Origin of the sequence: Chitinophaga rhizophila (assembly GCF_019492185.1) — a bacterium.
Taxonomy (GTDB): domain Bacteria; phylum Bacteroidota; class Bacteroidia; order Chitinophagales; family Chitinophagaceae; genus Chitinophaga; species Chitinophaga rhizophila.
This window is the reverse complement of sequence record NZ_JAICCF010000003.1, coordinates 1,325,463-1,338,911: the sequence shown is the minus strand read 5'-3', so window position 1 is coordinate 1,338,911 and position 13,449 is coordinate 1,325,463. Positions and strand designations below refer to the sequence as shown.

Annotated in this window: 12 protein-coding genes and 1 tRNA gene; 9 read left to right on the top strand and 4 right to left on the bottom strand. The window is 45.0% G+C overall.

Features of this window, described 5'->3' with window-relative positions; all coding sequences use genetic code 11:
- Positions 1-59 precede the first annotated feature (59 nt).
- The 5 genes from K1Y79_RS20080 to K1Y79_RS20060 all read left to right on the top strand — a co-directional run bounded on the left by K1Y79_RS20080 (position 60) and on the right by K1Y79_RS20060 (position 5,436).
- Complete coding sequence (locus K1Y79_RS20080) at positions 60-770, top strand: hypothetical protein (RefSeq protein WP_220251942.1); 711 nt, start codon at positions 60-62, stop codon at positions 768-770.
- A 20-nt stretch (positions 771-790) separates the two neighbouring features.
- Positions 791-2,917 (top strand): sensor histidine kinase, encoded by a 2,127-nt coding sequence (locus tag K1Y79_RS20075; protein ID WP_220251941.1) that lies wholly within the window; start codon positions 791-793, stop codon positions 2,915-2,917.
- 63 nt (positions 2,918-2,980) lie between these two features.
- Complete coding sequence (locus tag K1Y79_RS20070) at positions 2,981-4,078, top strand: sensor histidine kinase (RefSeq protein WP_220251940.1); 1,098 nt, start codon at positions 2,981-2,983, stop codon at positions 4,076-4,078.
- A complete protein-coding gene (locus tag K1Y79_RS20065; protein WP_220251939.1) occupies positions 4,062-4,478 on the top strand; it encodes a response regulator in 417 nt (138 codons plus the stop codon). Before K1Y79_RS20070 ends, K1Y79_RS20065 begins: the two co-directional genes overlap by 17 nt.
- A gap of 193 nt (positions 4,479-4,671) precedes the next feature.
- Positions 4,672-5,436, top strand: coding sequence for a hypothetical protein (locus K1Y79_RS20060; protein WP_220251938.1), 765 nt, complete (start codon positions 4,672-4,674; stop codon positions 5,434-5,436).
- A gap of 224 nt (positions 5,437-5,660) precedes the next feature.
- On the opposite strand, the gene K1Y79_RS20055 is transcribed toward K1Y79_RS20060, so the two are convergent.
- Positions 5,661-6,395 (bottom strand): AraC family transcriptional regulator, encoded by a 735-nt coding sequence (locus K1Y79_RS20055; RefSeq protein ID WP_220251937.1) that lies wholly within the window; start codon positions 6,393-6,395, stop codon positions 5,661-5,663.
- Between the two features lie 87 nt (positions 6,396-6,482).
- Positions 6,483-6,556: transfer RNA gene (locus tag K1Y79_RS20050), tRNA-Ala, on the bottom strand.
- A gap of 112 nt (positions 6,557-6,668) precedes the next feature.
- Here K1Y79_RS20050 and K1Y79_RS20045 point away from each other — a divergent pair.
- Positions 6,669-7,985, top strand: a complete 1,317-nt coding sequence (locus K1Y79_RS20045; protein ID WP_317197491.1) for an amino acid permease — start codon at positions 6,669-6,671, stop codon at positions 7,983-7,985.
- Between the two features lie 6 nt (positions 7,986-7,991).
- Here K1Y79_RS20045 and K1Y79_RS20040 read toward each other — a convergent pair whose 3' ends face one another.
- A complete protein-coding gene (locus K1Y79_RS20040) occupies positions 7,992-9,923 on the bottom strand; it encodes a gamma-glutamyltransferase family protein (protein WP_220251936.1) in 1,932 nt (643 codons plus the stop codon).
- 183 nt (positions 9,924-10,106) lie between these two features.
- On the opposite strand from K1Y79_RS20040, the gene K1Y79_RS20035 reads away from it, so the two are divergent.
- On the top strand, positions 10,107-10,589 hold the full coding sequence (locus tag K1Y79_RS20035) for a DUF4240 domain-containing protein (protein ID WP_220251935.1): 483 nt from the start codon (positions 10,107-10,109) through the stop codon (positions 10,587-10,589).
- A gap of 95 nt (positions 10,590-10,684) precedes the next feature.
- On the opposite strand, the gene K1Y79_RS20030 is transcribed toward K1Y79_RS20035, so the two are convergent.
- Complete coding sequence (locus K1Y79_RS20030) at positions 10,685-11,044, bottom strand: nuclear transport factor 2 family protein (protein ID WP_220251934.1); 360 nt, start codon at positions 11,042-11,044, stop codon at positions 10,685-10,687.
- A 122-nt stretch (positions 11,045-11,166) separates the two neighbouring features.
- Between K1Y79_RS20030 and K1Y79_RS20025 the strand changes: the two genes are divergently transcribed.
- A complete protein-coding gene (locus K1Y79_RS20025) occupies positions 11,167-12,333 on the top strand; it encodes a DUF1624 domain-containing protein (protein WP_220251933.1) in 1,167 nt (388 codons plus the stop codon).
- 108 nt (positions 12,334-12,441) lie between these two features.
- Positions 12,442-13,446 (top strand): helix-turn-helix domain-containing protein, encoded by a 1,005-nt coding sequence (locus tag K1Y79_RS20020; RefSeq protein ID WP_220251932.1) that lies wholly within the window; start codon positions 12,442-12,444, stop codon positions 13,444-13,446.
- Positions 13,447-13,449: the final 3 nt, after the last annotated feature.

Below are 13,449 nucleotides of genomic sequence, written 5' to 3'. Positions count from 1 at the left end.
ATGCTGGATTTATCCATCTCCGCACCGATCCTTTTTAAAGAGTACCCACATGCACGATCATGATTACAGTAAGGGCTTTTAAGGCACCAGACGATCCTGAGGCCTGTCTGCGATTTTACAATGGCCACCTCCGGCTGTTGGAGATCTACTTCGGTATTGCTAAAATTACCTCAGGTAGCGCTGACTGGATGCATCATGAGAATAGTATCGTGATCATCGTAGAGGACGAAACCCGCACCAAAACATATGGAGGCGCACGCGTACAGCTGGCAGATGGTATACTACCATTGCCAATCGAAACCGCGATCGGAAAATATGACGCCAAAATATACGACGCTGTCCGCCCTGGCAGCGCAGAGATCTGTGCTATGTGGAACTCAAAAGAAGTAGCCGGAATGGGCATCGGTAGCCAGGTGCTGGCCAGAGCAGGCGTGGTACTTGCCGCACAGCTTCTTATCGACAACTTTCACGTACTCTGTGCGCCTATCACTACCCGTATAGGCAAGCGGGTTGGGTTTGTGATCGATGAATCGCTGGGTGATAAAGGTACCTTCTTCTATCCCAAAGACGACTTCATAGCCACTGCCATGCTGATCAATGACGTGAACCGACTGGAACATGCCGATTCAAAAGAGAAAGAACTGATCTACGATCTCAGGGAAAACCTGGTGCAAACAAAAACAGAAGTAGGCCCCAAAGGCTCCTATGATGTGAGTTATAACCTCGAAATTCCCAACTTACAATTCTCCAATGTGAAGAGTGAACGGTGAATTTTCTATAAATTTAACGCATGTTCCGATTTATCGCTCTTTTGCTACTTGCAATCTGTGGTTACCAGCAATTGGAGGCGGCAGCACCCTTCGTTTACCGTAACAACATGCCCTTAACCCGGATCGGCAAATTCCTGGAAATATATACCGACAAAACCAATAAACTGGATATCAATGCAATAAAGCAACAGCAATTCAGCTTCCCCGATGAAAACGTCCCTAACCTGCAGATCACTCCATATACCCATTGGGTGAGATTCGCCATCACCAACCAATCTGACGTTAAAGACCTGCTACTGGAAGTAGAATACCCTACCATAGACGATATTACCCTTTTTGAGGTACTGCCAGACGGGCGCTTCAAAGTCACCAGACTGGGAGAGTTCACCAGCTATAACAACAGGCCGGTGGATCATCAGAACTATATCTTTCCGATTCGGCTTCTCCCGGATTCCACCCGGCAGTACTACCTGCGGGTGGTGGCAGGCGAACAGCTGCAGCTGCCTATATATGTCGGCACACGTGACCAGGTATCAGCGAAAAATAACTACAGGGATCTGATCTTCGGTTTATACATAGGTGTTATACTGGCCATGTCCTTCTATAACCTCTTCCTGTATATGTCTACCAAAGACAATAGTTACCTGACATACGTTTCCTACAATGTGTTTGTCGGACTAACACAGGCTACCTTACAGGGTTATACCTTCCGCTTTCTGTATCCCGACAGTCCGTGGATGGCGCAACATGCGCCTGTACTAGTACCCATACTGAACGGATTAACGGCCCTGGTATTTATACAGCAGTTCCTGCTGACCAAACAATACTTCAAATCCGGGCACCGCCTGATCAACATATTGATATATTTATACCTGGGTTGCTTTATACCAGCCTTTCTGAATATGTATATCATTGCCCAGATATGGGTGCAGATAGTGGTAGGCCTTGCCGCCGTTGCAGTCTTTTATGTAGCCATGCGAATGAGCCTGAAAGGATATAGCTCTGCACGTTTCTTCCTGTTGGCATGGTCAATATTCCTGCTCAGCGTACTGGTATTTGTACTCAGAAATGCTAATGTGCTGCCCTACAATGAATTTACATATTACGCCCTGCAGATAGGCTCCGGTATGGAAGCCTTGCTGCTATCCTTCGCCCTGGCATATAAAATCAACCTCTTCAAAGCAGAGGCACTGCAGGCCTCTCAGGAGAATGAGCGGCTGGTAAGGGAACAGAATATCATCCTGGAAGAAAAAGTAACCCAACGTACAGAGGAGTTACAGACTTCCAACGGTGAACTGAATGTGGCCCTGAAAAATCTGAAAGAAGCCCAGACCCAGCTTGTTGAACGGGAAAAAATGGCCTCGCTGGGTCAGCTGACAGCCGGAATTGCACACGAGATAAATAATCCTATCAATTTTGTCACTTCTAATATAAAGCCGCTTAAACTTGACATCCAGGATATAAAAACATTGCTGGACAAATATGACGCCTTGCCTAATAACCCGGACATTCCCGGAGCATTAAAGGAAATTGCCGCTTTTAAACAAGAGATAGATATTGATTATATTCACGAAGAAATTTCGTCCCTCATCAAAGGTATTGAAGATGGTGCCTCCAGAACGTCGGAAATTGTCCGCGGATTGCGTACCTTCAGCAGACTGGATGAAAGCGAAGTAAAATCTGTAGACCTGCACGAAGGAATTGACAGCACACTGGTGTTACTCAAAAACAGCATCCCTCCTAATGTAAGAGTCGTTAAAACATATGGCTCTTTACCCAAAATAGAGTGTTATGCCGGCAAGATTAACCAGGTGTTCATGAACATTCTGACCAATGCATTCAACGCTATTAAGACCAATAACAAAGACCGCGAAGAAACGGTCACTATCACTACCAGAGAAGAGAACGGCCTTGCCCTTATCAGCATAAAAGACACTGGCCCCGGAATGACAGAAAAGGTAAAAGAGAAGATCTTCGATCCGTTCTTTACTACTAAGGATGTAGGTGAAGGTACAGGGTTAGGTCTTTCCATCGTATTCAGTATTATAGAAAAGCACAACGGCCGTATCGAGGTAATTACAGCGCCTGACGAAGGTGCAGAATTTATTATATATTTACCCATGAGCGTAACCGTTCTGGCGTCTTAGTATACCCACGCAGGCAAATCCATGTCAATCACGAAATTGAACCTGCGCCAAAACCACAAATGGATGAAAGAAAACCGTATCAGGATCTTGTACATTGACGATGAAATTCATAACCTCAATGCTTTTAAAGCCGGATTCCGCAGAAGTTATGAAATTTACACCGCCAATTCCGCCCAGGAAGGCAAACAACTGCTCAAAAGCATCGATGTCCAAATCATTATAGCGGACCAGAAGATGCCAGTATCTACAGGGGTTGAATTTTTCAATGAAATAAAAGATACCCTCCCCGACCCGATGCGCATTCTGCTAACCGGTTATACGGATGTGGAGGATATCATAGACGCCATCAACAAAGGCCATATCTTCTCCTATATCAAAAAGCCATGGGATGAGGTAGAGCTGCACCGTACCATCAATAACGCATTTGAGATATACAATACACGCAGACAGCTTAAGGAGAAGATCCTGGAACTGGAAAAGATCAATGACGAATTAAACCGCTTTATCTACTCCACCTCCCATGACCTGCGCTCGCCACTGATGTCCGTTTTAGGCATTATCAATCTTAGCCGCCTGGATAACTCAGTAACCGACCCTAACGGCTACCTGAACATGATCGAGGTGTGCATTCTTAAGCTGGATGGCTTTATCCAGAAAATTATTGAGTACTATCGCAATTCCCGCCTGGATGTAGAGTATGAAAAGATCAGTTTTCAGCACCTTATCCAGGAATGTATCGCATCTTTCCGGCATCAGAATACCGCTATCGAGTTCCAGGTAGACGTAGACCAGCCGGTAGACTTTAAAGGAGACACTTTCCGCATCAGCGTCATTCTCAATAACCTGATCTCTAATGCCGTAAAGTATCAGAAGCCTGATGAAAGTCATCCGAAAGTAAACCTGTCTGTTAAAGTAGAACCACATAAAGCCACCCTGTCTATTGAAGATAATGGCATTGGTATACTTAGCGAGCACCTCAACAACATTTTCAAAATGTTCTTCCGCTCCAAAAACAATAACAAGCCAGGCAGTGGTATTGGATTGTATATCGTGAAAGAAGCGCTGAATAAAATTGGCGGTACTATCAACGTTGAATCAAAGTATGGAGAAGGTACCCTATTTGAAATAAGCATCCCCAACAGAAATGATTTCGATTCCTGATTTACGTGTTATACTGATTGATGACAATGAAGTGGATCTGCTGCTGCATGAACGTTTGATAACATTGCAACAGATCAGCAGGACTGTGCTTGCATTTAACAACGCTAACAAGGCGCTCGAATTTCTGTCTTCAAACATCGCCCTTCCACGCATCCCTCCTACTGTACTCTTATTAGACATACAGATGCCGGAAATGGATGGTTTCGAGTTCCTGGAGGCTTTCTATAGCTATCCTGCCAAGATCAAGTCACAATGCCATGTTATCATGGTATCGTCTTCCCTGGACTATGGAGACCTGAGCCGTACCTATGCAAACCCGATGGTACTGAAACTACTCAAAAAACCATTACTGGCTACGGAACTGAAAACCGCTATTACAGACATTTTCAAGGATATGTAAATTACCCGGAACTTCATTTTTTCGTCCCCTTGCAAGACCACCGCGTCAGCATTTGCTATCCATTTAATAGCATTCGAATGATTGCTGTACAGTTACTAAACATGCTTATATCACATTTGAATAAACACAAATCACCTCTCTGAAGAACTGCATTCGGATGCGTTATCTTTAGTTATCACCAATACCATCCGACATGGCAAAACAAACATCTTTACTCACTTTCACCGGTAAGCTGGGCAATATGATCGGCTATTACCGGAACGGCAGACACTTTGTGCGCAGTATGCCCACAATAACCAGACAAACACGTGCTACCCGGCAGGCGGCGCAAAGGTTTGGCATCGCAAGCAGCAAAGGAGCGCTGATCCGTAAAGCCTTTTGCAGAGAACTGGATATCCCTATGGATAGTAGCTACATCAATCAGCTGACCAAAGCGCTGATTCACGCCGGCAACAAGGACCTGGGTAAAATAACAGGTTTCCGGTTCAATCAACAGACGGGGACTGATAAGTTCTTTTCAATACCTCCGTCATTGACAGCAGCAGACGTATTACACCTACCGGCACAATGGTTGGGGCAGCACAATGGCGCTACTGCCCTGGAAATAAAAGTTATTGCCACTCGTATCAGTTTCGCCACACAGCAGGTAAAGAATACGGAAGTGAGTCAGCTGATAATTGATACCAGCACCTACTTTACCGGCGCAGACCTGTTGATAAATGCACCCGGCAAAGGCATACTCATTGTTGTTGTGCAAGTACGCGCAATAATACATGGACGTCCCTCCACCGACAGGAAGTATTCAGCAGCAGATATTATAGCTGTAGGCATTCCTGCGATGAAACATATCTCCTATCCACCGTTACCCTCCTACCCAGCATTGTCCTGTAATACGTCAGTACAGGTAGGATATAAGCAGCCTACCCCTATAACCCGGCAGATCATCCAACGGGAATAACAATCCCCGCCAGCGGGTCAGCTATTGGTGATAAATATCCTGACACTACATTTTACATTGACTATCTTACTGAATTGAATGCAGGTGATACCTGTGATGGAATCCCTTTTGCCTGTATAATACGTTGCCTGCATATTATCATGCCGGAACACTGTCATTAACGCAACTGATCAAGTCCACCTCAAATACACGGTGATGCCGGGGCAGCTATAGGGAAACAGTGCCTACAACTGCGAAGGTGTAAGTCCGGTGTAACGCTTGATATCATTTGTCAGATGCGCATGATCATAATACCCACATTCAAATGCTATCGTCAACAAACTTCGTTTCTCTTTGTTTCGTTTAATCAGCGCATGCGCATTTCTGAAACGAATAATATTTGCAAACTCTTTTGGAGAAGTGCCTACATAACGCTGAAAATGTCGTTCTAACTGCCGCGTAGTGATATAATTCCGTTTAGCCAGTTCATGGATAGGTAACTGTCCTTTTGCCTGTTCTATCTCCCTGGCCACATCTAACAGGTTGTGCCGGGGTTGTATCAATCTGTTCAGAAAATAGTGATTCAGGTATTGAACCGGCCGCTCTCTCAGCTTATTTATTTCAGGAATATCGGTTGGCTTAAAGTCAATTGACAGATCAGTAATTTCATGCAATGGTGCAAACCTGAAGAACGACGAAAATGCCGCGGGTTTAAATCTTACACCTATCAGTTTATTATCAGGCCCGATACAGGAAGTTTTAAAAGTCGTCATTGTACCAATCAGGTAAGTCTTTTCCGATTCCATGGTGATGGTACCTTCAGTATTTCTGCACTGATCATCGAGATTAAAGATGAGATCTACACATCCGTCGGGCAGGATGTTGCTGGTATGTAGTGCATTGCCGCTTCCTTCAACGAGCCAGTATGCGTCGATGTACGCGGACAAGGCAGGGTGAGGTTTGAATTGGCGATAGCTCATGGAAGTGGTTTAGTTAAGATAGCCGGGGTGTCATTGAGGAGGTACAATAAAAAAGCCTTATAAAATGAATTATAAGGCTTTTTTCTGTGGAGAATACCGGAGTCGAACCGGTGACCTCTTGCATGCCATGCAAGCGCTCTAGCCAACTGAGCTAATTCCCCGCATAATGGTGTGCAAATGTATAATATTTCCTGAAATCAGCAAATATTCAGGAGAATAATTCCAATATCTCTGTCAAAACCTATTTTTGCCGCTCATTCACCCAGCATATCCGTGAAACAACAGCATACAGATAAAAACAAACTTGGCCTGCTAACCAGTACCTCCCTGATCGTTGGTAATATGATTGGAGCAGGCATATTCCTGGCGCCGGCGGCGCTTTCCTCTTTTGGCAGTGTAAGCTTGCTGGGATGGGTCATTTCTGCCATTGGGTGCTTTTTCCTGGTTAAAGTGTTCGGTAACCTGAGCCGGATTGTACCGAATGTTACCGGGGGGCCTTATGCGTATACGCGGCGGGGGTTCGGAGATTATATGGGATTCTCTGTTGCCTGGGGATATTATATTGCAGTAGCCTGTGCAAATGCTGCTATCACTGTGGGCTTTGTGAGTGCGCTAAGTACCTTTATTCCGATATTGTCAACCAGTACGCTGGCAGCAGTTAGTACCGGCTTAGCTTCTATATGGCTCCTGACATGGATCAACAATGCCGGTGTAAGGGTTTCCGGTGGCGTACAGCTTACAACCACTATTCTGAAACTGATACCATTGATTGCAGTTGCTTTCGGAGGACTGTTCTTTATTAAAGCAGACAACTTCCCTCCTTTTAACAACAGCGGTACTTCACTGTTTGAAGTGCTTTCAAACACAGTTACCTTTACCATGTTTGCGTTTGTAGGTATTGAATCTGCAACCGTACCGGCAGATAAAGTGGCCAATCCGCAAAGAACTATTCCTCGTGCAACGATGCTGGGACTGACCATTGCGACAATCGTGTATATAGTGGGTACTGTCAGTGTGATGGGCATCATTCCGCCGGAGCAGTTACAAAAGAGTCTGACTCCGTTCTCAGATGCAGCCGTAGTAATGTGGGGACCGAATGCGCGTTATCTTGTCAGCGCAGGCGTGGCTATCGCTGCTTTTGGGGCACTGAATGGATGGATACTTATCCAGGGACAGCTGCCCTTCGCCATTGCGAAGGACAACCTGTTTCCTGCGATATTTGGTAAAGAAAATAAGAAGGGTGTGCCTTATGTAGGTATGTTTTTCAGCAGTATACTGATCTCCATATTCATGATTATGAATTACAACAAGGGTTTGGTAGATCAGTTTAAGTTCCTTGTACTTTTATCTACGCTGTCAGTCCTGATACCTTACCTTTTCTCCACCGCTTCTTATTTCATATTGCGCACCAGGGATACGCAACTTACTACGATGGAATGGATACAATGTATACTGCTGTTTGTCATTTCTTTTGGGTATGTATTCTGGGCAATTGCCAGCGCAGGCCAGAAAACGATATACTATGGTTTTCTTTTACAGATGACCGGTATCCCATTCTTCCTATGGATGAAGGCCAAAAGGAGCAGTTGATTGCGCTTACCATGCAATACCATAGTCTTCTCCATGATTACTGCTACCACCCCATAAGGAGCCATGAGCAGTATCAAGGAATATGGCATTGATAGGGCCACTGGTACGTTCACCGTAGCTGGGATTATAGCCCATCTTCTTTAAAATAGAGCGCGTAGTATCCGGCGTGTTATTATTCAGCAATATACTGCCAGTATGCGGCATACGGTCTTTGATAGTCGTTCCACCGAGAGATAACCATAATTGATTCGTGTTAATGTTGGCAGCTTCAGTAGCCTGTTGCACAGTCATTCCAAATTCTACCATGTTTAAGAAGAACTGTAAAAGGTTCTGATCCTGGGTATCGCCGCCCTGAACTGCAAAAGACAGGTAGGGTTTGCCATCTTTGAGGGCCATGGATGGTGTAAGCGTCACGCGGGGGCGTTTGCCTGGCGCAACCACATTAAACGGGCATAATACACTGTCAAGTACAAAACTCTGCAAGCGCTGACTCATACCAACACCAGTACGACCGGCGATACAGGCAGGCATCCATCCACCGCTTGGTGTAATTGAAACGACCCAACCGTCTTTATCCGCTGCTTCCACGCTGGTTGTACCTCTCCATAATCTATCCATATAGGCGCTGTCTATCTCATTGCTGGCATACATCTCTGGGGAAGCCGGTGTATTCAGCAGGCTGGCGGCATCATGTTTAGGTACGAAACGGGCAGGTTTTTTCTGCGAAGCAGTATCTGTCAATGATGGGCGCTGCTGCAACAGCTGAAGATACGGGTTGGTCTTACCTTCAAAGGGATATGGATCACCTGGCAACGGAGCAGGGTCATTGTGATCGGGATTGATCAGCTTTGCCCTGTCTTTCGCATATGCTTTACTTAAGAGACCGGCAATAGGTGTCTTAGGCATAAAATAAGGATCGCCATAGTAGAAGTCTCTGTCAGCGAATGTCAGATTCATGGTTTGATACAGCGTATGGATATACTGCGGAGAGTTATAACCCATCGCTTTGATGTCAAAGTTCTCGAGGATATTCAGGCTCTGGAGTAGCATAGGGCCTTGTGTCCAGGACTGTAGTTTGTAGACCTCAATACCTTTATAGTTGACGTGTAATGGTTCTTCCTCAATTGGCTTCCAGCGGGCGAGGTCTTGTTCTGTAATTAGGCCGCCCTGTTCCTGGCAACCACGTACAAATTCCTTGGCAATATCTCCTTTATAGAACCTGTCGTAGGCAGCCATAATAGCCTCCTTACGGGATTTCTTCTTCTTCAGCGCGTCTTGTTCGGCTTCCACCATTTTGGTGAGGGTTGCCAGCAGATCTTTTTGTACAAAGATCTCTCCTGCTTCAGGCGCTTCTCTTTTTTCTCCCGGATGCGTAAGAAATACGGCTTTACTATAGGGCCATTGCTTAATGCGATCTTTACCTCTTTCCATGCTATTGGCGGTTTGCGCCTCTATAGGGTATCCGGCAGCCATCTCCATTGCGGGAGCAAGCACTTCTTTCAGACTAAGCGTACCATATTCTGCCAGCATGTAGCAAATTCCACCTGGGGTGCCAGGCGTAACAGCTGCTAAAGGACCGTACTCAGGAGGGAAATTATATCCTTTTTCTTTAAAGAAAGCAGGCGTTGCTCCTGTCGGAGCTACACCGAGCGCATTGATAGCAATTACTTTCTTTGTCTTAGGATTATAGATGAGCGCCTGCGTTTCTCCACCCCAGCTCAGCACATCCCACATTGTACAGGTAGCGGCCAGCATTGCACAGGCAGCATCGACAGCATTGCCACCTTTCTGAAATATCATTGAGCCCGCAGTAGCGGCCAGGGGCTTACCGGTAACAGCCATCCAGTGACGTCCATGTAATGGCGGCTTTTGGGTTGGCTGCGCCCGCATTGTCAATCCGAGGGACAGGAATATGACAAGAAAAAGAAGCTGTTTCATAAAATAATAAGCGATTTATAGGTGTTATTATCAGTAGGTGACAAAATAGTAAAATAGCAGGTATACTTCTAAAATAAGGGATGAACTTTGGCGTCCCTGGATTGTTATAGGTAAAGGCGTCTATGTAAATGTACATTGGTGATACCCGGCGCCTATTCCACGACACATAAAAATCTGTCTTTTATGAACGCAACAAGATTCTGGGAAATCATTGAAACCGCGTGGACAACAGATAGAGATTTATTCAATTTAAGAGAAACCGCGCTTACTACCAATGATCCCGCTTTAATCAGGTACCTCGGAAACATCGTTTCCACAGAGATCACAGACCATATCCGGCAGCAGCTTATTTACCTGGATGATCGGGAATTAACGAAGTTCAATCATGTGATGGAGGAAAAGCTTTTCCATATAGACAGGGAAGAGATTCATGAACGCACAGGCGGGACTGACGACGGCTTTCTATACCGGCGATGCTTTATTGTAGGTATGGGACAAACCTATTACGACATGGTGGATGAGAACCCTTCGGTAGCTACTACCGATGTTGCTGCCGGGGATGTCGGGTTTGTCGGATATGGTGTCTATGAAGACAAATTCGGCGAAACATTTGAGCGATACTGCCTCCACTGTATTGAGTCCGGCTCTAATTCAAGGGGCTGGTAACAGCAAAGGGCTGCTCAGGCAGCCCTTTGCTGTATTATCTAAAAAGCTCTTCAGGGGTTGCCGTCCTGGACGCAGTTAGTTACAGCGGCGGACTTTTACATAAAAAACTGCTCGGAAATAATCTTTCCGTCTTTCACCTGGTAAACACATAATTCTTCAATTGTCATTCTATCTTGTCCTTTCATAGTGATGTCCATTTTTAGAGACATAGCGAAGGCATTTCCTCCGATTACCGGAGCAGAGATTTCTACACTATGCATAGTTTCCGTCATATGCATGAACTTCTCTCCTTTCTCGGCAATCTTATCCAGTCCTTTTACTTCTTTCTCAAATTCAGGTGTGGCATAAGGTTCAATACTTACAGCATCAGCTGCAAAGAGTTCTTTCTGAGCAGCATCAAATTCACCTTGTTGGCAGAGTGCTACCAGGCGATCAGCAATTTGTTTTGTAGTCATGAGAATGGTGGATTTTGGAGTATCAGCTAATTTAGGCCAATTTCTGAAAAGATATTGTTGTCATAAATAAACATCGGTATATTCACCATAGCATCAACCCATCCCTGTAAAATACACTCCATATGCAGTCAGCAAGTTCCCGTATTGCATCAATAGATATCCTGCGTGGCATTATAATGATCATTATGGCATTGGACCATACACGTGATTTCTTCCATAACACAGCGATGACTGCCGATCCACTGGATGCGGCAACTACAACGCCCCTGTTATTTTTCACCCGCTGGATCACGCATTATTGTGCTCCTGCATTTGTATTCTTATCGGGATTATCAGCATACATTGCTTCGCAGAAGAAAACAATGAAAGAGGCCAGTACCTTCCTCATGAAAAGGGGGCTATGGCTGATTATTGCAGAGCTGGTGATAGTTACCCTGGGGCTTACATTTAATCCGCTTTACAATGTGTTCATCCTGCAGGTAATCTGGGCTATCGGATGGAGTATGATTGTACTTGGTTTACTGATGCGATTATCATTTAAGGCAGTACTATTCACAGGTCTGCTGCTTTTCTTCGGACATAATATACTTGATTACTTCACGCTGCCGGGTAATATCTGGAAGATATTATTTACCTCATTTGGAACAGTTATACCGATGGGAGGCAACCGGTTCATCTTTGCGTTCTACGCCATACTGCCCTGGACCAGTGCCATGTTACTCGGATATTGTGCGGGATATTTTTTCAGGAAAGACGCAACAGTAGAAGTACGTAGAAAGTTTCTGCTGATAACAGGCAGTGCGGCTATACTTTTATTCATTGTGCTCAGAAGCATTAATCATTATGGAAACCCTACTCCATGGGAATTTCAGCAGACAGGCTTCAGAACATTCCTTGATTTTATTGATGTAAGTAAATATCCGCCATCACTTGATTTCTTGTGCATGACATTGGGGCCAACATTGCTTGCACTTGCAGGGCTTGAACAGGTAAAAGGGCGCTGGCAGGAGGTGATTAGTGTGTATGGTAAAGTTCCTTTCTTCTATTACATTCTGCATTTCTACCTGTTACATTTTTTGCTGGTGATTGCCTTTTTCCTTAGCGGTTATACAGCAGGAGATATAGTTGATCCTAATATACCTTTTTTATTCAGACCGGTTAACTTCGGGTATACGTTACCGATAGTATATGCGATATGGATATCGGTAGTTGCTATACTGTATAAACCTAGTCAGTGGTTCGGAAAATACAGGCAGACACATACGCAGTGGTGGCTGAAGTATATTTAGCGCAGGCATTCATTTGAAGTACCATCGCAGTACCGGGACATAAATTTGGGTAGTAACCAGAATTTATACAACCAGAATTATTATCAGTCACCGGTTAAATGCCTGAACATGACTTCCAGCTTATATCCCCCGGCATTGCATTTCGGGATACCTGAAAAGATGCAACCCCATGTCCGGACCTCTGACAGTCTACCGGAAAGATATCAGCAATACCGGATCGCACAAGCTACAGAGATAAGTTATTCAGAAGCCCCCTTTGGCAGTTATCTTACACAGCATATCCAGGATACTGACTGGGTCATCAGCTGGCAGCACTGTTTCGTAAAGGACAAAGTACGGCTGCAGCCATCTGTTAACGAGTCTATGATTGCCATGTATTGTATTATGCAAGGCAATATATCCTGCAGATTACAGGGAAAAGGGAAACTGATGCTGATCGAAAAGGAGTTCGGCATCTACTACATTCCGTCCAATTCACAGAATATAGCAGAGCTGCGACCCGGCTATTACGAAATGATATGCATATCATTTTCTCCGGCGTTCTTTAAGAACTTTATTGCCCATCATGCTTCCTTTGACGAGATTTATCAGCTGCATCAGCGGCAGGCGCGCAGAGCTGCGTTGCTGCCGGCAATCAGGATGGATGCATCGGATTTGAAAGTATTACTTGAAATGCGGCAGCCCCCTGCTGTGTCAGCTACACTGAAGTCCTTTATTGACGAAAAAATACAGGAACTCATTACGCAGTACATCAACGCACTTACGCCCAAATACCTGCAAAATGGCGATCAGGCACAGAAGCTCCGGCAGATCTGTCAATACATCCAACATCACTATCACCAGCCGCTTAGTATATCAGAGCTAAGCAAACAGGCAGGTATGCATATTAATACGTTTGAGCGCGCTTTTAAAGAACTGCTCAGCGTATCCCCCAGAGGTTATATAGAGCACCTGCGACTTAAAAAAGCTGCTTTGTTACTATCACAAACATCACTGAGCATTAAAGAAATCAGTTACAGCAGCGGTTACCGCGGCGCAAACTACTTCACCGCCGTATTCCGCAAGCGATACCGCTGTTCTCCCAGAGAATATCGGAAAAACCGCTTAACTTGATGG